The 19,638-nt window shown below is 58.9% G+C and carries 15 protein-coding genes and 1 pseudogene; 10 read left to right on the top strand and 6 right to left on the bottom strand.

From position 1 onward, the window contains the following. Window positions 1-225: 225 nt before the first annotated feature. On the bottom strand, window positions 226-912 hold the full coding sequence (locus B5527_RS27255) for a haloacid dehalogenase type II (RefSeq protein ID WP_079604284.1): 687 nt from the start codon (window positions 910-912) through the stop codon (window positions 226-228). 47 nt (window positions 913-959) lie between these two features. Then, the gene (locus tag B5527_RS27250) at window positions 960-1,583 is read right to left on the bottom strand and encodes a CGNR zinc finger domain-containing protein (RefSeq protein WP_425305030.1); all 624 of its coding nucleotides are present in this window, start codon (window positions 1,581-1,583) and stop codon (window positions 960-962) included. 135 nt (window positions 1,584-1,718) lie between these two features. Here B5527_RS27250 and B5527_RS27245 point away from each other — a divergent pair, with 135 nt between their 5' ends. The 5 genes from B5527_RS27245 (at window position 1,719) to B5527_RS27230 (ending at window position 6,587) form a co-directional block, all read left to right on the top strand. Beyond that, complete coding sequence (locus B5527_RS27245; protein ID WP_079604283.1) at window positions 1,719-2,414, top strand: alpha/beta fold hydrolase; 696 nt, start codon at window positions 1,719-1,721, stop codon at window positions 2,412-2,414. A gap of 95 nt (window positions 2,415-2,509) precedes the next feature. Further along, on the top strand, window positions 2,510-3,361 hold the full coding sequence (locus B5527_RS27240) for an alpha/beta fold hydrolase (protein ID WP_079604282.1): 852 nt from the start codon (window positions 2,510-2,512) through the stop codon (window positions 3,359-3,361). A gap of 281 nt (window positions 3,362-3,642) precedes the next feature. Then, complete coding sequence (locus tag B5527_RS27235) at window positions 3,643-4,236, top strand: TMEM175 family protein (RefSeq protein WP_245332265.1); 594 nt, start codon at window positions 3,643-3,645, stop codon at window positions 4,234-4,236. 235 nt (window positions 4,237-4,471) lie between these two features. Continuing rightward, window positions 4,472-4,633 (top strand): hypothetical protein, encoded by a 162-nt coding sequence (locus B5527_RS44545; RefSeq protein WP_154072555.1) that lies wholly within the window; start codon window positions 4,472-4,474, stop codon window positions 4,631-4,633. Window positions 4,634-4,850: 217 nt separating this feature from the next. Continuing rightward, a complete protein-coding gene (locus tag B5527_RS27230; RefSeq protein ID WP_079604281.1) occupies window positions 4,851-6,587 on the top strand; it encodes a methyl-accepting chemotaxis protein in 1,737 nt (578 codons plus the stop codon). A gap of 326 nt (window positions 6,588-6,913) precedes the next feature. On the opposite strand, the gene B5527_RS27225 is transcribed toward B5527_RS27230, so the two are convergent. Then, window positions 6,914-7,750 (bottom strand): glycosyltransferase family 2 protein, encoded by an 837-nt coding sequence (locus B5527_RS27225; RefSeq protein WP_079607540.1) that lies wholly within the window; start codon window positions 7,748-7,750, stop codon window positions 6,914-6,916. Between the two features lie 421 nt (window positions 7,751-8,171). Between B5527_RS27225 and B5527_RS27215 the strand changes: the two genes are divergently transcribed. From B5527_RS27215 to B5527_RS27195, 4 genes are all read left to right on the top strand, one after another. Further along, window positions 8,172-9,611 (top strand): IS1182 family transposase, encoded by a 1,440-nt coding sequence (locus B5527_RS27215; protein WP_079600895.1) that lies wholly within the window; start codon window positions 8,172-8,174, stop codon window positions 9,609-9,611. 406 nt (window positions 9,612-10,017) lie between these two features. After that, the gene (locus tag B5527_RS27210; RefSeq protein ID WP_079604279.1) at window positions 10,018-11,313 is read left to right on the top strand and encodes a TAXI family TRAP transporter solute-binding subunit; all 1,296 of its coding nucleotides are present in this window, start codon (window positions 10,018-10,020) and stop codon (window positions 11,311-11,313) included. 513 nt (window positions 11,314-11,826) lie between these two features. Further along, window positions 11,827-13,359: a group II intron reverse transcriptase/maturase gene (gene ltrA / locus B5527_RS27200; protein WP_172842678.1), complete on the top strand. Its 1,533-nt coding sequence runs from the start codon at window positions 11,827-11,829 to the stop codon at window positions 13,357-13,359. Between the two features lie 242 nt (window positions 13,360-13,601). After that, window positions 13,602-13,880: a hypothetical protein gene (locus tag B5527_RS27195; protein ID WP_079604278.1), complete on the top strand. Its 279-nt coding sequence runs from the start codon at window positions 13,602-13,604 to the stop codon at window positions 13,878-13,880. 362 nt (window positions 13,881-14,242) lie between these two features. Here B5527_RS27195 and B5527_RS27190 read toward each other — a convergent pair whose 3' ends face one another. The 3 genes and pseudogenes from B5527_RS27190 to B5527_RS44540 form a co-directional block, all read right to left on the bottom strand. Beyond that, complete coding sequence (locus tag B5527_RS27190; RefSeq protein WP_172842677.1) at window positions 14,243-16,159, bottom strand: PAS domain S-box protein; 1,917 nt, start codon at window positions 16,157-16,159, stop codon at window positions 14,243-14,245. Window positions 16,160-16,386: 227 nt separating this feature from the next. Further along, window positions 16,387-16,554 (bottom strand): annotated as a pseudogene (locus B5527_RS27185) (NYN domain-containing protein); the annotation flags it as partial. Between the two features lie 723 nt (window positions 16,555-17,277). Continuing rightward, window positions 17,278-17,556, bottom strand: a complete 279-nt coding sequence (locus B5527_RS44540) for a hypothetical protein (RefSeq protein ID WP_154072553.1) — start codon at window positions 17,554-17,556, stop codon at window positions 17,278-17,280. A gap of 800 nt (window positions 17,557-18,356) precedes the next feature. Here B5527_RS44540 and B5527_RS27175 point away from each other — a divergent pair. Continuing rightward, window positions 18,357-18,866 (top strand): PaaI family thioesterase, encoded by a 510-nt coding sequence (locus tag B5527_RS27175; protein ID WP_079604274.1) that lies wholly within the window; start codon window positions 18,357-18,359, stop codon window positions 18,864-18,866. The last annotated feature ends 772 nt before the right edge of the window (window positions 18,867-19,638 follow it).

Below are 19,638 nucleotides of genomic sequence, written 5' to 3'. Positions count from 1 at the left end.
TTATCGATATCCGTGCCGAAGCCGCAAGGAAATAGGGGCAGGGCGTATTGCTCCGATATCGTCCGCCTGGTTAAAGATTTCTCATGACTCCGAGAATGTCTGTTCGTCGAGGTAGACCGGAGGTGACTGGTGCGCGGTCAAACCGGTGCGATGACCCAAGCGGACGTTGACTTGCCCCGTGATCAACATCTGCTTCGAAACCTTCAGCGCGCCATGACCGGCTGACTAGCTCCGTCCCTTGTGTCGAGCGATGAGTTGATCGGCAATGTCGTTCAGGTCATCGCCGACGAACTGCGGCTGAGGACCGACTCCCAAAACATCGTTGCCGACGCGCTTGATCAGCGCGGCCTCCCAGCCCGCTGCGACGGCGCCGAGGGTGTCCCATGTGTGGCAGGCGATGAGACAGAGCTGGGAGGGCGCAACTCCAAGCTCTTTCTCGACATGAGCGTAAGCCTCGCGTGACGGCTTATGGTGCTTGACGCCATCAGCACTGAATCTTCGCTCAAACAAATCGACAATGCCGCCATGTTCAAGCTGGCGGGTTTGAACTTCAAGCAGATTGTCGGTGAGCGTGAAGAGCCGAAAACCCGCATCGCGCAGCTTGCGCAGTGCCGCTGGAACCTCGGGGTAGGGCGGCATCGTGGAAAACTTTTCCGTGAGCTCTTGCTTGTCGCTGTCGTCAATCCTGACGCCGCGCGTATCCGCCAGCATTTTCATGACGGCCGAACCGATATCGGTAAACGGAACGTAGCAGCCGGCCACAGTCAGGGCCGCGGAATACAGGATGAGGTCGGCGAACCATAGCCGCATGGCGCTCTTTTCGCCGAAGATGCGCTCGAAGGTCGGCTCCATCGTTTGGAGATCGAGCAGCGTCTCGTTGACATCGAAGACGATCAGGGGAAGGGCGGCCATGGTTGAGACTCCTGTTTGTTGGGCCTTGTTTGGAGTTCGTCAGCCCGTCAGTGCTTGTTCTTGAGCCGGCTGCGGTGCGCGGCCTGTTTGGCGCGATTGCCGCAGATGGCCATGCTGCACCATCTCCTTGCCCGCCTCCGGGTACGGTCGGCGAACACCAGGGTGCAGGCATGTCCGCTGCACGCCTTCACATTGGCGAAATCTTCTTCACACGCGAACTTCGCCAACGCTTCGCCGATCGGCAGCAGCAGGGACTCAGGCGATCGCCAGCGCCGCATCGCCAGCAGTTCCAGGCGATTGCCTTCGCCATGACGATTCCGGGATATCCGGCTGAACGCTTCGTCACGTGCCAGCAGCCTGTTCAAAGGATCCAGTTCGTGAAGCGCCCTGGGCGCAAGCGGCCGGCCCATATGTTTGCGAACGAAGCCTCTGAACCACTCGCGCAGCGCACGAGCCTGATCTGCAACCTCATCCAGTTCACCTGGCATCGCTCGCGCCTTCAGTTCGTCCAAAATATCCGCTGGAACAAGCTTGGCTTGAGCCAGCCACCTCAAGAGACCATCGCCGCTGTCCAGCCAGTCAATGGGTGTATCGACCGGCGTCGCGATGGAGTTCAGGAAATCGAGGCCGAGCGAGTCGGCAATAAAAATGGCAGGCAGTCTGTGCTGCACGATTGGCCCCCTTCGATGCAGGTTCCAACCGCATAACCTGTTAAACAGCCGTTGACAAGTTATGGCTCGCTATCCATAACCTGTCAATAGCTGTTTAGCAGGTTACAGGCCGCCCCCGATCTCAGGAGCAGCAGCATGGCGATCAAGGATGTGAGCGTGGTACTGGCCCACGGCGCGTGGGCGGATGGATCAAGCTGGGCCCGCGTCATAACGGCGCTGAAGGCGGAGGCTGTGAACGTGTCGGCGGCGCCGCTTCCGCTGACCTCTCTCGCCGGGGACGTCGCCGCGCTCAACCGCAGCCTGGACCGGACGGAAGGGCCGATCATATTGGCGGGACACGCCTATGCCGGTGCGGTGATAGCGCTGGCGCGGCCCGAACGCGTCAAGGCTCTGGTTTATGTGACGGCGCTTGCTCCCGACGAGGGCGAGAAGGTCGCAGACGTGTTCTATCGCCTCGAACCCCATCCCCAGGCGCCAAAGCTGGCACCCGACAGCAACGGCTTGATTTGGCTACCCGAAGCAGCCTTCGCGACGGCGTTCGCGCCACACGCATCCGCAGGAGATCGAGCCGTGCTCGCTGCCGTCCAGCGGCCGATTTCGCTGGACTGCATTACTGTCCCGGTCGGACGCCCGCTCTGGAAGGATGTTCCAAGCTGGTTTCTGGTTGCCGAAGACGACCGCATGATCGTGCCCGAAACGCAGCGCTACATGGCGGAGCGGATGAAGGCGAAGATCACGGCGCATGCGGTCGATCACACGCCCAGCGTCACCGCCCCGGGAGCGGTCGTCGATATGATCCGCGACGCGATCCGCTCCATCACCGGCAATTGAAGCAGGCCCGTGCAGGGCTGCAACCGGCGGCTGTCGCTCCCTCACACGATAACCGTTTTGATTTTCAGGTGAGGTTACAAGCAGAGGAGGGTTTGATGGCGCCTGTCAGGTACCGCACGGCCGATGTCGATGGTTTCAAGGTTTTCTATCGCGAGGCGGGGCCAGCCGATGCGCCGAAGCTGCTGCTGTTGCACGGCTTCCCGAGCGCGGGCCATATGTTCCGCGACCTGATCCCGCTCCTCGCCGACCGATTTCATATCGTTGCGCCTGATCTTCCCGGGTTCGGCCAGTCCGATATGCCGCCGCGAGAAAAATTCGATTACACGTTCGAAAACGTCGCCCGCGTGATCGACCGCTTTACCGAGGTCATCGGCCTCGATCGGTTCGCAGTGTACGCCTTCGACTACGGCGCGCCGACAGGTTTCCGGCTCGCCGTCCGCCACCCCGAGCGGATCACTGCCATCGTCTCGCAGAACGGCAACGCCTATGAGGAAGGCCTCAGCGAAGGCTGGACTCCGATCAAGGCCTACTGGGAAGACCCGTCGCAGGCAAACCGGAAGGCGCTTCGTGCCTTCCTGACGCCGGAGACAACCCGCTGGCAGTACACGCACGGCGCACCCGACCCAACGTTGGTGTCGCCGGATGGTCAAAACCTCGACAACTTTTATTTGGCCCGTCCCGGCGCGGACGAAGTGCAGCTCGACCTCTTCGGCGATTACAAGAGCAACGTCGTGCTGTATCCGTCCTTCCAGCAATACTTCCGCACTCACAAGCCGCCGCTTTTGGCGGTGTGGGGCAAGAACGACCCGTTCTTTGTGCCGGCGGGTGCCGAAGCGTTCAAGCGGGACAATCCTCGTGCAATTGTCCGCTTTCTCGACGCCGGCCACTTCGCCCTGGAAACGCATGCCCGCGAGATCGCTGAAAGCATTCGCGATTTTCTGAAGTGATCAGCTCGCAACGGCGCCGCGCCCTCGCTCAAATTCACCGAGGGGCGCGACCTCCAGGAAGGTTGGATTTGAAGAAGCGAAGCAGCAGTTCCTCCAGCAGTCCGGCATTGGCCGTTTCGATGATGCGGAGGAGATAGCGGACGTTATAGTGTTCGTCGTATCGCCGCCGGCACGGTGGATGACCGGCACGGTGCGTCGCGAGGTGAAGTCGGCCTGATGGTAGAGGAGCCGAACCCTCTGAGTTCGGCCGCACATCGAATCGTTCTCGACGTGGGAAAGGGGTGACCGCCGTGCCACATGTGAGAAGGACCCCGGAACGTCTGAGCGCATTCTCCGACGGCGTGTTCGCCGTCCTGATAACGGTGCTGGTTTTGGATCTGCGCCCGCCTGAACTACCCACCTTTAGGGCGCTGCTCTCCCTCTGGCCTACATGGCTCAGCTATGCGGTCAGTTATCTCTTCATCGCCATCGTCTGGTCCAATCACCATCATCTCATGCGTTACGCCACGGAGGCCACTCCTCGTCTCCTGTGGTTTAATTTCGCGCATCTGTTTTCTGTGTCGCTGCTTCCATTTTCCACCGCCTGGATGGCCGTGAGTGAGCTGGCGCCGCAGCCCGTTGCCTTTTATGCCGCGGTCTTCTTCCTCGTAAACGCGACGTACATGGCTTTGATTTGGGAGCTTTTTGAGCGAGATCCAGTCATGGACGTCCCGCCGAAGGAGCGCAGAATTATGCGCTTTCGGTCGATCGCAACTCTATGCATTTTTGCGGCGGCCGCGATTGTCGCTCTGAAATATCCACGGGTGGGACTTGGAATGTGTTGCTGTTGCCTGATCGTCTACCTGAAGCCTGAAGCACCAGGAGTCGAGAAGTAGCAAATCCGCCCGCCTTAACGACTATTGCCTGTTCGCTTTGCCGACGTGGAATATCTCGCGTGAGATATTCCGCGCGAGCGCACTCTGTCCTCCGTCATGCCCGGCCTTGTGCCCCAGTTTCTCAAAGAATTAACGATGCATGAAGAATTAACGATGCACGGCAATTTTCCATAAACTCTTTGAAGTTAGTCTGCACCGGCAAACCCCTTCGTGGGGTTTAATTTTGGAGGGTGACATGAAAGCGATCTCAGAAGTTTCCACGCCGGCCGTTTCCGAAACGCAAACCAACGTCAACGTCTACGCTTTGAATGTGATCGCTATAATTTGCGGTCTTGGCGTGGTCGTGTTCGCGTGCCTGGCAACTTCCGGCTTGGATATGAGCGTCGGCTTCTTCTAACGAACCGGCGTTTGCCGCACTTGGTGCCAAATCCGTTGACGTACCGATAGCAACCACAAAATTTGAACTCAATTTCAAGGCCGCGAAGGCGTTCCGGATTATACACACCAACCGCTTATTAACCTGATGGTAAAGGAAATCATTAAAGATAAGTCTTTACAAATAAAAGCCAAAAGTAAGTCTTCATTCATAAAAGCCGATTTTCTGGAGAACCCCCATGGCGTTCGGAGTTGAGGGAAGCAGCTTCGCTTTTTTGCGACTTAACCTGGGGCCAAAGGCAGTCCTGAGCGCAGCTCTCCTGATAGCCGTGAACACTGCGCTCGTGGTGGGTGCGGGCTATTGGTCGTTGACGCGCGACTTCGACACCCGCGCGAGGCGCGACATCGACGCCAATCTCCGCACTCTCAGTCTTGCATTCGGCGAGACTTTCCCTGGCGCGAAGATCGCAATTCGAGATGGCGTCGTTGAGCGTATAGAAATCCCGCAGATGCCGGAATTCAGCGATCACAAGATTGTGGATCGGGTAACCTCGTATGTCGGTGGCACCGCCACGCTATTCGTCTACGACGATGCGTCACAGCAGTTTGTTCGCCGGACGACGAATCTGAAGAAAGAAAATGGCGACCGGGCGGTTGACACGCAACTCGCGGCTGATCATCCGGCACAGGCCGTACTTCGCCGCGGCGAGGCCTACAAGGGCCCGGCGATATTGTTCGGGCGTCGTTTCTACACGGCCTATCAGCCGGTCTTCGGAGCCGCCGGCAAGGTGATCGGCATCGTCTATGTCGGTATTCCCACCGCCGAACTCGACGGCATGCTGTGGCAGGCTCTCTGGGCAATGACCATTGCCGCGGCCATCGCCGCGCTGCTGGTGCTCGGGATAACGATGCTGATTGTCCGCCGCGTCACCAAGCCATTGAGGTCCGTGACGGAAACGCTGACCGTTCTCGCCGAGGGAAGGGTGGACGTCGAACTTAAGCACGCCGATCGCCATGACGAAATCGGCGCGATTGCCCGCACCGTCGGCGTTTTCAAAAACAACCGCATCGAGCGCGGCCAACTTGAGGCCGAACGCATCAATACCGAGAAGCTTGCGATGGATCGGCGCAAAGCGGAACTCAATCAATTTGTCGAAGATTTCCGCACCAAGATAGGCGGAATCATCGAGCGGGTGCTGAATTCTTCGGGGCAATTCGAAAAGGATGCACAGCAGCTCTCCGTGACCGCGCAATCGACGGCGGAGATGTCGGGTCAATCCGCCGACGCCTCGAGACGCGCCTCTGAGCATGTCCGAAGTGCTGCGGCCGCCTCAAACGAGCTGTCGCAGTCGATCGTGGAAATCAGCCGCCGGGTTCAAGAGTCGAACAGTGTTACCGCCGATGCGGTCAAGCAAGCCGACGCCACTGATGAGCGAATGAGGGAGTTGTCGGCGGCGGGCGATCGGATCGGTAACGTGGTGAAGCTGATCACCTCGATTGCGGGACAAACCAATCTCCTCGCGCTCAACGCGACCATCGAGGCCGCACGCGCCGGCGAGGCAGGTCGCGGATTTGCCGTGGTCGCGCAAGAGGTAAAGAACCTGGCGGGCCAGACTGCAAAGGCGACCGACGAGATCAGCGCGCATATTGTCAACATGCAGCAGGCCACAGGAGAATCCGTCAGTGCGATCAAGGCCATCGCGCTGACGATCGAGCGTATCAGCGGGATCACCACTTCGATTTCCTCCGCGGTCGAGCAGCAGGGCACTGCGACCCAAAGCATCGCGGAGGGCGTCCAGGCCGCCGCCAGCGGCACCCTCGATGTCGCTGACAACATCGAGCGCGTCGCGAAAAATGCCCGCGAAACCGGAACGACATCGGGTTTGATGCTTACATCGGCCCAGGAACTCTCAGATGTGAGCAGTCACCTTAAGGACGAGGTCGAGAAGTTCCTGGATAGCGTCCGCGCAGCGTAATTGGCACGAAGCTGCCAATCCGGGGCGTCGGCTATACCTTCGCTTTCGCAGGGGAAAGCGGACGTCGCACGAATGTTGCGGTCCGAGGACCGAGTTTAAGGTTTTCGGACATGGGTGGTCACGCTGACGATGTCTGTTCTTGAAGGTAAAGCGGACGACCCAGTTGCGCGCCTGGACTTCCGAATTTGACCCTTCTCGGACTTCCCGGCATGTCCCCTTAATGTCCGCTGTCGGGAGAAACGAGAAGCGAAATGCTCGGCGTGAGCCCCTCAGCCAAGCGGTCACATTGGCACGGGCCGGAAAGGCAAGTTCGACTTTCGGACAAGTCACATCTTGACCGCATTCGCGAAGAGCGTGTCACCCCACTCGTACAAGGGCCGCATGAAGTCAGATTGGGTGTGGATTGCTCGACCTTTGCGATCGCGCCATTTTCGTCCGTAGGCATCGAACGGAAAGTGTCGCATGTAGTATTCGCAGGTCTCTTCCCAATGGTCGACCGACAGCGACTTACCATAGTGTTGGCAATAGAGACCGGTCCCCACGCGTTCTACGCCGCCCGGCTCTCGCGCATGGTGCTTCGCGAAAATGACCTCCAACCGGTTTCGCCACAACATCAGAATGTCTCGCCGTTCCGGGCCGAAGAAACGACGAAAGCCCAATAGTTCGCGATCGGCTTGATAGGGCGCATGATCGCCAGGGGTCATATAAGCGTCGAACAGTTGAACCCGCACGCCGTCGTAATCGCTAGAATGCGTTCCTTCTGTGAATCCGCGTAGATCTCCAGTAACGCGCTCATCCGCATCGAAGCAAAATATCCAGTCGAACTGCAACTGTTCGCGCGCCGTCTGCAGCAAAAGTCCGCGATGTCGACCCTCGGCAATCCGGCGTGCCCCGATGTCCGCTTCCCACGACCGATTTGTTACAACCAGAGCGACCTTTGGGTGTCCGCCAAGAATCTCCAGCGTTCGATCCGTACTCGCGTCATCATAGGCGACTATCGCATCGACGTGCTTACCAACGTAGTCCAGTGTGTCTCGCAGAATAAGCGCTTCGTTGCGAACGCGGGTGATTCCGATCAAAAAGTGCCTATGACCCAATAGGCTTGTATTGCAAGCAATGATTTGTTCGCCATCGCGGAGCTGCCAACTGCTCGTGCCCGGCATGGTCACCACCTGCCTGCGATAAAGAATTGGCACCAAAGATGGTGAGCGGGCGCAGCAACGGCAAGGTTAAGAATCGTAGGCTGATGTTGCGGTGGGACGCCGCTAACGAGAGATTGCAGAAAATTAACCCCGCGGCGCTGTGGGGCGAGGCGTCCAAAATGGAATGTCGCCTGCCGGCACCGAACGGACTCGCTCGCGCATTTCTCGAAGGTCGGTTGCTGAGGGTGGAGCGGAAGTGATTGCCAGCCGGTCAAAACGGCGCTTTTGGCACGAACCGGACCTCCAACGATGTCCGCAATTCGGTCGCTATCAGGGGTAGAACGGACATCGTGCGGACGGTCCAATTTGGTCGAGATTGACCCTGGCTGCGTGAAAACGAACTGTCTGCTATGATTCGCTTGGCGATTTGCCGGGGGCAATCATGAAACGCTTCGTTGAGGGTGCCGATCGCGGACAATCGACGTTGTTGCCGGAATGCCTCGATGAGTGGGTCGAGGAGAGCAATTGCGTTCGTGTGGTGGATTGCTTTGTCGACGGGCTCGATCTGGCCGATCTCGGTTTCGAAGGCGTCGAGCCTGCAGCGACAGGCCGGCCTGCCTACCACCCCTCGGTTCTTCTGAAGCTTTACATCTACGGCTATCTCAACCGAGTGCAGTCGAGCCGCCGGCTTGAGCGCGAAGCCGGCCGAAACCTGGAAGTCATATGGCTACTCGGTCGGCTCGTTCCCGATGACAAGGTGATTGCCGATTTCCGCAAGGACAATGGCCCGGCGATCCGCAGGGCATGCGCGAGCTTCGTCAATCTCTGTCGCCAGATGGGTCTGTTGGCGAAGGCGAGCGTCGCGATCGACGGCAGCAAGTTCAAAGCGGTCAATAATCGAGATCGCAATTTTACCCGGGGGAAGATCGATCGCCGGCGCGCGCAACTCGAGGAGAGTGTGGCGCGGTATCTCTCCCAGCTCGATACGGCGGATAGGCAGGAACCGTCCGAAGTGCTGGTGCTCAAGACGACGCGGCTCAAGGAGAAGCTCGACAAGCTGAAAGAGGAAATGGGCAAACTCGCAGCCTACGAGAAGCAAATGTTGGCCTCGCCGGATCACCAAATCTCGCTCACTGATCCCGATAGCCGCTCGATGGCAACAAGTGGGCGTGGCTCGGGCGTCGTCGGCTACAATGTGCAGGTCGCGGTCGACACCGTGAACCATCTGATCGTGACGCACGATGTGACGAATATCGGCTCGGATCGCTCACAACTGGCGAACGTGGCGCGGGAAGCCAAGGCCGTTCTGCAAGTCGATAAACTCGAAGCCGTCGCCGACCGCGGCTACTTCAATGGCGAAGAGATCCTGGCCTGCGAGCAGGCAGGCATTTGCGTGACGTTGCCCAAACCGATGACGTCGGGCGCGAAGTCGGAAGGCCGCTTCGGCAAGCAGGACTTCGTCTATGTGCCGGAGGAGGATGTCTATCGTTGCCCCGCCGGCGAGAAGCTCAAATTCCACTATGCCAATGAGGAACACGGGCAGAAGATGCGCCGGTACTGGACGAACGCCTGCAAGACCTGCGCAATCAAGGATCAGTGCACCACAGGCAAAGAACGCCGCATCACGCGATGGGAGCATGAGCACGTTCTCGAAATCGTGCAGCAGCGGCTGGATCAAGATCCCCAGGCCATGCGCCGCCGGCGCGAGACGGTTGAGCATCCCTTCGGCACGCTCAAGATGAGAATGGGCGCGACGCACTTCTTGATGAAGACGCTGCCGAAGGTCGCGAGCGAGATGGCGCTCAGCGTACTCGCCTACAATCTGACGCGGGTCATGAATATCGTCGGTACAAGGGCGTTGCTGGCAGCGATCAGAGCGTGAGTGTGGAGACCCCACTGCGTGCCGATACCGAGCCAGACCATGCCCAGCATTCCCCGCCACGACTCGGAGGCGGCCCCTGATCGCCCAACAGGAAAAAATTGCTCAGATCGGCCGTGTCGGACTACGCCGACCGGATCGTGGACGTTCCCGGCCCGCGTCAGCGCGTTATCACGCAACCAAGACCCATTTCAGACATCGGCGACTAGTGCCCAACAGTTCAGTTCGATAATGCAGGCCGGGCCCGGGCGCGGCTACTGTTGTGTTTTGCGTTGATCCACATCAAGCTGTTTCTGCCGTAAGTTATTAGGGAGTGATTTGCGGCTGGTTGACGTTTTGCCTTCCGTTATGCTGTCGGCGTCTTACGATTGGGTACGAAGTCACTACAGCAATCGAGGATTGGCGCTCGATGAATATTGGAAATTACGTCCAGAAATTCTGGCGCTACCTTTTGTTTGCCGCGACAGTGGCGATTTTGCTCGGCGCAGGGGTCTTCGTCTTTGAGTCGTTACCGCCACGCACGATAGTAATGGCTACTGGCGCCGAGGGTGGCGCCAACTACGAATTGGGTACCCGCTACCGTGAAATCTTGGCCAGAGAAGGTGTCGAGCTGCAGCCGACAACCGGCGGTCTCGAAAATCTGAGACGGCTACGCGATTCTAAGTCGGGGGTAAGCGTAGGTTTCACACAGGGTGGCACCACAACTAAGAAGGAATCGCCGGAACTAGAATCGCTTGGCACCATATTCTACGAGCCAATATGGCTTTTCCGCCGCGCTGAGATTGGCGAGGGCGCGCAGGGGTTGCGAGGCCGACGACTTTCGATTGGCTCCGAGGGAAGCGGCGGGCGAGCGTTGGCGCTGCAAATAATATCAAGGACCAAGCTCGATAGTATTATAGGCGAAGTATCGGGATTTGCACCGCAAGTTGCGGCTGAGAAACTGATCGCCGGCGAAATCGACGCGGCGTTCATTGTGACCGGCTGGGAGTCTCCCGTAATCCAGTCTCTCCTCAATGCCAAAGGCATCGAGGCTGATAGCTACCTGCACGCGGACGCTTTAATCGCTATCTATCCTTTTCTGCATAAATTGGTCCTGCCTGCCGGGGTCGTCGATTTGTCGACCAACCGCCCGCCAGCGGATGTCGTGCTGTTGGCGCCGAAGGCCAGTCTTGCCGTGCGCGCGGACCTGCATTCAGCCTTGCAGTACCTTTTGCTCGATGCAGCCGTCCAGATTCATTCGCAGCCTGGAATTTTCCAGAAGGCAGGACAATTCCCTGCTGCCGAATCAATCGATCTTCCGCTGAGTGGAGAAGCACAGCGTTTCTACAAATCCGGACAACCATTTCTGCAAGGATACCTTCCGTTCTGGATCGCAACATTGGTCGAAAAGACTCTTGTCGTACTGATCCCGTTGGCCGCGTTGCTATACCCAGTGTTCAAGTTGCTGCCGCAGATGTACGACTGGACGATGCAACTGAGGATCAGGCGTCTATATGACGAAATCAGGTCGATCGATAGCGATATGGAGGCTCAAGGACCACAGTTCGACGCTAACGCTTTGAATGCGAAACTGGATCAGATTGATCAGCGCGCGAACCATCTGCAGTTGCCAACTGTCTATGCAAGCAATTTGTATACGCTGCGAAGTCATATTGATCTTGTGCGTACTCGTCTGGCCAAAACTCCCGATGTAAATCCGCGATGAAGTTGCACGAGCCCATCATCAGTTGACCCTTGAGCTTTTGCGACGTGATCGAATAGAGATGCTGTTTGTTGCAGCGCATGAGTCTCCTTGTGGCAGGCACTTTTCGGACGTGCCGGGTCGGCCTGACGATGTCCGTCCCCGGGGGAAGACCGGAGTGCGCCGGGAGACCGGCAAGGAGTAGATGGTGCAAGTCCATCACGATGAAGAAGTAGCGAACCGCATCGGCCCCGAGTCATGCGCGGCTGCCCGTGAGGGCATCAGCGAAGCGTTGACAGGGGAATGCACAGGCCAGCCATTGAGCCGCGAAAGTACCCTCTTCCCGGGTGCCGACGTCGTTCCGGTGACGGAAGGCAATACGGATGGGCGCGATATCGCGAGTGCCCAGACGGCCCGGCGTGGTCTTAGACACTGGCATGTGCGGACGCTCCTTGCGCGGGAACCGGGAGACCCCACGTCTGACCACCGGCCATTCGCCGGACTGGTCCGCATCGGGAAGGCGAGGAGCCGTAGCCGATGATGAACGGACGCGGGGAGTCAGACTCCGCCATAGTAGCTGGGAAGCCGACGAACAAGGCGGAGCGATCCGCTGCGGAGCCGGCGGAGCCCAGGGCGGAGGCCAAGGGAAATGCGGGCCAGCAAAGCACGCGCCGGGCGCAGAACCGGGTGAGCGTGTCCCAGGCGCTGGAACGCATACGGCAAACTGCAAGGCAAAGGAAGAAGGAGAAGTTCACCGCGCTCTTCCACCACGTCAGTGTCGATCACCTCGAGGAGGCATTCTTTGAACTCAAGGAGAATGCTGCACGCGGGGTGGATGGGCTGACATGTCGGGACTACGAGCAGCACCTTGAGCGCAATCTCGAGGACCTGCATGCCCGCGTCCATCGGGGAGCGTATCGGGCACTGCCGTCGCGGCGCGTTTACATACCCAAGCCGGATGGTCGGCGGCGCCCGATCGCGGTCGCCGCCCTTGAGGACAAGATTGTGCAGAGGGCCACGGCTGCGGTGCTGAGCGCGATCTACGAGGAAGATTTCCTCGGGTTCTCATATGGGTTCCGGCGCGGACGCGGCACGCACGATGCGATGGATGCGCTCTTGGTCGGGATCACCAGCACAAAGGTGAACTGGATACTGGACGCCGACATCCGCTCGTTCTTCGACACGGTGAGCCAGGAGTGGCTCATCAAGTTTGTGGAACATCGCGTCGGCGACCGACGCATCATCCGCCTGATCCAGAAATGGCTCAAGGCAGGCGTCCTGGAAGACGGGATCGTGACGGTCAGTGACAAGGGGACCGGGCAGGGATCGGTAATCTCACCGCTTCTGGCCAACCTCTACTTGCACTACGTCCTCGACCTTTGGGCTGAGCGCTGGCGACGGCGCGAGGCTACGGGCGACATGATCATCGTGCGCTACGCCGACGACTTCATTGCCGGCTTCGAGCACGAGACCGACGCCCGGCGCTTCTGGAACGAGATGCGTGAGCGGTTACAGGAGTTTGCGCTGTCGCTTCATTCGGAGAAGACTCGGCTGATCAAGTTTGGACGCTTCGCGGCGGCAAACCGCAAGCGGCGCGGGCTCGGTAAACCGGAGACCTTCTCCTTCCTGGGCTTCACCTTTATCTGCAGTAAAACTCGCCGGGGCAAATTCCAAATCAAACGGAAGTCCCGGCGCGACCGCATGCGGGCAAAGCTGCAAGCCATCAAACAGGAACTGCGACGGAGCATGCATCAGCCGATTCCCCAGCAGGGAAGATGGTTGCAGCAGGTCGTCACCGGCTACTTCAATTACCACGCGGTGCCGACAAACGGTCCGACACTGACCGCGTTCCTCTTCCACGTCACCAATCTCTGGCGGCGCACGCTACGGCAGCGGAGCCAGAAAGACTGGACGACCTGGGAGCGCACCAAGCGGTTGGCCGACGACTGGCTCCCGAAACCGCGAATCCTTCATCCGTGGCCAGAGAGGCGCTTCGCCGTTAGACACCCGAGGTGGGAGCCGTATGCCCGAATTGGGCCCGTACGGATCTGTGCGGGGGGCGCGAGGTAACTCGCGTCCCTACCGCGATAGTGGTCTGCCGACGGCCAAAACGACGCGATTGACCCATTGCGGAAGTGGTCGGTTTTAAGGGCGCGCGCCGTAAGCCTTTGTATCGTTCCGGGGCCCCTTTGGATGCCCGACGATTACCTACGTTCAATTGAGCCGCTGATCGCGATCGTCCTAGGCTGCACGCATGGCGACGCGCCAGCGTCGTCTGGAGAAAATCACCTCTAACACGAATAGGAGTTTCCATGAAGATCCAAGTCCGCAGGCTCGCGATTGCACTCGCAATTGCTGGTCCTCTCGCAGTGGCCGCCACGGCCAATTCGTCTGCTGCACCGATCAATGGCGTGTCGTTCAAGGCGGCGGCACCGGCTGTGACGACCGACGTGCGCTATCGGGCGTATCGGGATTATCCCTACTCTTCGTACTCGGGCTATCCCACCTATTACTACTACTACGGATATCCCGCCTATTGGGCCTATTCACCGTATTATGTATATCCGCAGTACTACGGTTACGGCTGGTAGTGACGCCAGGCATCGGCAGCGGGCGGCTCCCTTCGAGCCGCCGCTAGCCAACATGCATTTGAGGGATACCGGCCATTCCGGGTCTACGTATTGGCACGAAACGGACAAAGCCGCGGCCGACGTTCAGAAGAGTTAGCCGCAACTGCTAATCGATTTTCCACTGGAATAAAGAGAGACCGCTGCAAGGCGGTCTCTCTTTCTTATTCAGTGGAACGGCGTGGGTGGCTGCTTTTGGCACCTTTGAGACATGACGAGTGCATCGAGCAATGTCCGCTTTCAGGGGTAACCCGGAAGACATTTGCTCAGGCTGAGTTCTTCTCAGTTTGACCCACAGCAGAACTCGCGGTCGGGTTGCCTGTTCTTTAGGACGGCTCACGAGTGCAGCATAACGACGCAGTGTTTGCGATCGCCGGTAGGGCGAATTGAAAGCTGGCGCCGCGGGGCAGGTTCGCGCTCGCCCACAATCGTCCGCTATGCGCTTCGATGATCGAACGACAGATCGACAGGCCCATCCCCAAACCGCCAGGCTTCGTCGTGTAGAAGGCGTCGAAAACGTGATCGAGAGTCTCCGGCGCCAGTCCCGGACCCGAATCTCGCACCCCTACGAGCACGCGGCCCGGCTCAGCCTTCCGGCTGCTGACGAGCAACTCTCGCGTCCCGTCGCTGGCGCCGCTCATAGCCTCGATGGCATTCACGATCAAATTGAGGATCACTTGTTGCAGCTGTACCCGGTCGCCCTCAATGAGCGGCAAGCCGTCCGCGAGGTCTGCCTGAATTGAGATGCCGTTCTTCACCAATTCGCCGCGGGTGAACTCAATCACCTCGCGGATACCCGCGTTGATGTCCAAGCACTCCTGCCGGGGCGGCGCCTTCTTGATGAGCCCGCGGATCCGGTCGACGACTTCGCCTGTTCGATGGCCCGCCTCAACGATCGCCTCGAGCGCCTCGCGCACCTCCTCCAGTTCGGGTGGTCGACGAGCCAGAAAGCGCAGAGCGGCCCGGGCGTATGTGACTGCCGTTGCGATAGGCTGTTTCACTTCATGGGTGATCGAGGCCGAGAGCTGACCGATGGTGGCGACGCGGTTGGCGTGCGCCAGCTCCATCTGCATGTCCCGCAGCGCCGCTTCCGCCCGCTTGCGCTCGGTGATGTCGCGGGCGATCTTGGAGGCGCCGATGATCCGGCCGGCCGCGTCCCTGAGCGGCGACACGGTCAGTGAGAGATCGAGCAGGCTGCCATCCTCGCGCATCCGCACCGTCTCATAGTGCTTGATGAGCTCGCCGCGCCCGATGCGCTTCAGAATTCCCAGCTCTTCGTCGTGGCGGTCCGGCGGGACGATGATCAGGATGGACTTGCCGATGACTTCGCTCGCCTGATAGCCAAAGAGCCGTTCGGCCGCGCCGTTCCAACTCTCGATGGTGCCATTGAGGTCCTTGCTGATGATGGCGTCCTCAGAGGAATCTACGATGGCCGCCAGCCGTTGTCCGACCACCTCGGCCCGCTTGCGCTCGGTGATGTCCATAGCGGCAGCGACGAATTCAACGACATCGCCGGATGCGTTGAAAACAGGATGACCTATTCCGAGAATGTACTTGAGGGTGCCGTCCGGAAGAACGGCTCGGAAAATCATCTCGTGATTCGCCCTTTCACGGATTGCTGTTTCCAAGTCGTCGACGAACCTGCCTCGATCCTCCGGATGAATGCGCTGCAGAAGTGCTTCAAATGGCGGTATACCCTCTTCGGGATCGAAGCCGTACAGCCGATAGGTCTCCTGCGACCAGTGGATGGTCTCTCTGGCGGCAATGTTCAACACCCAACTGCCCGTGTGGCTCAGACTCTGCGCTTCGGCCAAATAGCCCTCGCTCCGCTGTAAGCTGGCGGTTCGTTCCACCACTTTGGCCTCGAGCTCCTCGCGGGCCTGACGAAGCTCTTGCTCTGCCCGTCGTCGCACGTCGCTGACCCAGCCGACAGCCAAGGCGCAAATTGTGCAAAAGGTTAAATAAACGAGATCAGCATCGCTAATTGGGCTGAAGAAAAAAAAGGGACGTAGGAAGAAGTAATTAAGGCTGAGGACTGAAAGGACAATTGCGAGCACACCTGGCCCGGTTCCTGCGTACCAAACGGTCGCGGCGACTGCGAACAGGAACGGCGTCAACTTGATCTCGACATGTCGCTGCAGGAAGGAACCCAACCCGATTGCGATTGCTACGGACAGAACTGCAATGCCGTACCGGAGAATCGTCGGCATGGGTGTTGGCGATGAAGGGTCCCGATGCGCCATGGCTTGCCTCATTCGTGAGCCAGCCGACCAACGAGGAGCTATGCGGGAAAGTTGGGACGGCATGAGGGGATAAAAACTAAGTATCCGTGCCAAACCTACCCAATTAGGGTACCTCTGTACAGTTGGTCGGGCGACTTCACTTCCGGTTTTGGCCCGAATGCGAAATCCGAACCGGCTCGCACCTTGTCCGGTTGTCGGGGCAGACCAGGAGTGATTGGCGCAGTGGACTCCTGATCTTCGATAACTGCGGTGTAGTAGGACGCCCGCAGCAGTACTCCGCGGCTCTGAAATTCCTTGAGCAGGCGCCTGTAGTCGATATCGAAACCGAGCGCCTTGGCCGTAGCGTAGAGATTGGCCCCATCGATAAATAATGCGATCCGGCTGTCAGAGGACATCGTCTGAAATCTTTGATCCAAATTAATAAAGCGACCGGGGCGGCTCGCGATCATCAGAGTTCGCCGGCGCGAGCGACAGGACCGTATAGCGAAGGATCAAGATCAGTGCTTGTGATTGTAAGCCAATGATTTGGCTTTGTTGGCCACAACTTCACTTTTTAGGCCCGGCTTCTTGGGAAGCCTCAATTGGATAGGCGAACGCAGCGCGCGTCGACATTCTTTACCTCGCAGTTTGCGAGCAGCTAGCCCAAGCACCGTTCAGGCGGTTTCAATGTCCGTTCATGGCACTTTTCCGACATGACGAGGCGGTCTGACGATGTCCGTTGATAGGGGCTGACCGGATGTGGCTGGCAAAGAGCCAATACGGAGCGATTGACCCACAAGAGACATTCGGGTTGAGGCAAGCGGGATTGGCAATTCCGCCCTGTTGCACGATGAAGCGAGGACAAAGAATCCGGATAAGGCGCAGTTCGCCAAAGCCCCGCGCGATGGACCAACACCGCTTCGTCATCGATGGCGGAGTGGGTTCAACCCCCGCATCGGGATCAGGGGCTCCGTCTCAGCGGTGATTGCAGGTGACGACGAACGCAGCGCGGCTGCATTGCCACTCCGTTCCCAAGACGGGTTCGGAGATCGGGTGCGGTCGAGCCAAAGCTATAGCACCGGTGCCTGACACGATGACGACTGCAATTGCGATCATCCTCGATGGTTGCCAGATGGATCTCATTGGCTGATCTCCTTTTCCGCCGCTCGATCATTTTTGGTTGCAGGATGTGCCGCTAGGAGCTCACTGTATAACCGGTCGATCTCGCGCGCCTGATCCGGCGTAACATCCTGGAGATGCGAGGATCTCAGCTCATTCTCGGTCGGTTGGTAGTTGCGACCGTTGCGTATGGGCCATGGTCCTTTGTGAACTGGCGGAACTTGCTCTGCATATCCGACGTTTGCCAGCAACAACGACGACACAACCAATGCAGCGCCAAAGATCGTTTTTCTTGACATGGATCGCTCCCATTTCCTGCACCTTGCCTAGGGGCGAACGTGGGAGCAGTGCCAATGGCAAAGACCCTCGTTGCTGTCTCTCTCTTCAGAGATCGATTTTGTCGCGGTCTTAGTCCAACAACAGTATGTGATCGGCTTTTCCTTGGAAAACTTCGCGACGAAAATATTCAGGGAAAAGGGAATTTTTAGCCGGTAACAGCGATCAACTTATTAGGCCTCACTAGATGCGAGATTGCTGATTCCGCTCCCGGTCCGGCGGCGGGCGTCAACTGTACGTCCGCCAATCCGCGCGCGCGGTGCGAGCGACACAACGAAGGGGCAAGATGAGGATAGTTTTGGCATTAGCCGTTCTTGCAGCGTCGTCATCAGCATTTGCGGAACAATCGCCGCTAACGGGAGAGCCTTACCGGCTGCCATTGCTGTGCAATAAATCTGGAGAGAAAATCTCGGGACTAACCAAGATTTGCTACTATAGCTGCGCAAAATCGGAAGGTGCCATGACGGCGACGACGTACGAGGCTTGCCCGCGTTGGGCCACACGCTGGAAGTTGAACCGAAACGCGCAATTCGGCCCAAAGGAAAATTCACGGTAGTTGAGCACGCGATTGTTAACCCCACTCAAGACCGCCAAGATGGGTTTTGTCAGGTGACGGGATTGGCTTCTGGGCTTAAGGTCTCGAGCTTGGTAGCGGACATTGTTGAACGGCTGCCAGATGCTGCGCTTGACCCGGCAATCCTCTCTGAACAATCATAAATGCCCGGATCAGGTCCGGCATGACGACGCGGTGTGTTGAGAGATCATGAACGATAAATCCGGAAAGCAGGCTATCGAATACGGCATCGTACCCGTCGACGTGATGGCATCGATGTCGGGGCTCGATTTTGTCCGCGCGATCTTCGCGAGACGATTGCCGGAGCCGCCGATCATGCAGACGGTCGAGCCGTTCGACTGCACGGTCGAACCCGGGGCCGTCGTGATTCACAGCGTGCCGGGTCTGCGCCATTACAATCCGATCGGCTCGGTGCATGGAGGCTATGCCGCGATCCTCTTGGATTCCGCGATGGGGCTCGCGGTGCAGAGCACGCTGCCCGCGGGCACTGGCTACTCCACGCTGGAATTCAAGATCTCGTTCGTGCGCGGCATGAACGAGACGAGCGGCGTGATCCGCACCGAGGGCCGCGTGCTCAACGCCGGCCGCCGCGTCGCTACCGCCGAGGCGCGCATCACCGATGCAAAGGATCGGCTGCTTGCGCATGCGACGACGACGTGCCTTGTGTTCGAATTTCCGAAGGGGAACGCGAAAGGCTGACGTTGAATTAAAGGGCAGGCAAAGCGACTCTCATGCCGCTGGCGCCAAGCACGTCAGGGTTCTTGAAAATTAAGTGACCCTCAATGCGAGCCGTCACGGACATGCCGACAAATGTCTGCAACTTGGGAAGATGCTGCGGGAGAGTGAGTACGGACCTCATCCTGAGAGGGCGTGAAGCAATGTGCCTCGTGTCCCGGACGCGGTGCAGCGTTCTTCACGCTGCACCGCGTCCGGGACACACGGGTACGGGTCCATAATAGACCCCGGATCAGCAGCGCACCGCTTCGCGCTGCGTCCGGGGCACGCCAAACCCTCATCCTGAGAGGGCGTGAAGCAATGTGTCTCGTGTCCCGGACGCGGCGCAGCGTTCTTCACGCTGCTCCGCAGAGCCGGGACCCACGGGTACGGGTCCATCATGGACCCCGGATCAGCAGCGCACCGCTTCGCGCTGCGCAGCGTCCGGGGCACGCCAAACCCTCATCCTGAGAGGGCGTGAAGCAACGTGTCTCGTGTCCCGGACGCGGCGCAGCGTTCTTCACGCTGCTCCGCAGAGCCGGGACCCATGGGTACGGGTCCATAATAGACCCGGATCAGCAGCGCACCGCTTCGCGCTGCGCAGCGTCCGGGGCACGCCAAACCCTCATCCTGAGGAGCTTGCGAAGCAAGCGTCTCGAAGGATGGACGCAACATATTCGCAGCCATCCATCGAGACGCGCGCGGGGGGAGCGGATTTTTCGAAGATGCAGGACTAAGCACCGTCGTCGTCCCGGCG

The sequence above is a fragment of the Bradyrhizobium erythrophlei genome (assembly GCF_900129425.1).
Taxonomy (GTDB): domain Bacteria; phylum Pseudomonadota; class Alphaproteobacteria; order Rhizobiales; family Xanthobacteraceae; genus Bradyrhizobium; species Bradyrhizobium erythrophlei_C.
This window is presented reverse-complemented; position numbering and strand designations above follow the sequence as displayed.

Coding starts and splice junctions, on each gene's coding strand:
- B5527_RS27210 (WP_079604279.1), top strand. CDS start 10,018: ATGAATATTGGAAATTACGTCCAGAAATTCTGGCGCTACCTTTTGTTT.
- B5527_RS27240 (WP_079604282.1), top strand. CDS start 2,510: ATGGCGCCTGTCAGGTACCGCACGGCCGATGTCGATGGTTTCAAGGTT.
- B5527_RS27175 (WP_079604274.1), top strand. CDS start 18,357: ATGAACGATAAATCCGGAAAGCAGGCTATCGAATACGGCATCGTACCC.
- B5527_RS44545 (WP_154072555.1), top strand. CDS start 4,472: ATGAAAGCGATCTCAGAAGTTTCCACGCCGGCCGTTTCCGAAACGCAA.
- B5527_RS27190 (WP_172842677.1), bottom strand. CDS start 16,159: ATGGCGCATCGGGACCCTTCATCGCCAACACCCATGCCGACGATTCTC.
- B5527_RS27245 (WP_079604283.1), top strand. CDS start 1,719: ATGGCGATCAAGGATGTGAGCGTGGTACTGGCCCACGGCGCGTGGGCG.
- B5527_RS27225 (WP_079607540.1), bottom strand. CDS start 7,750: ATGCCGGGCACGAGCAGTTGGCAGCTCCGCGATGGCGAACAAATCATT.
- B5527_RS44540 (WP_154072553.1), bottom strand. CDS start 17,556: ATGTCAAGAAAAACGATCTTTGGCGCTGCATTGGTTGTGTCGTCGTTG.
- B5527_RS27215 (WP_079600895.1), top strand. CDS start 8,172: ATGAAACGCTTCGTTGAGGGTGCCGATCGCGGACAATCGACGTTGTTG.
- B5527_RS27255 (WP_079604284.1), bottom strand. CDS start 912: ATGGCCGCCCTTCCCCTGATCGTCTTCGATGTCAACGAGACGCTGCTC.
- B5527_RS27230 (WP_079604281.1), top strand. CDS start 4,851: ATGGCGTTCGGAGTTGAGGGAAGCAGCTTCGCTTTTTTGCGACTTAAC.
- ltrA (WP_172842678.1), top strand. CDS start 11,827: ATGATGAACGGACGCGGGGAGTCAGACTCCGCCATAGTAGCTGGGAAG.
- B5527_RS27195 (WP_079604278.1), top strand. CDS start 13,602: ATGAAGATCCAAGTCCGCAGGCTCGCGATTGCACTCGCAATTGCTGGT.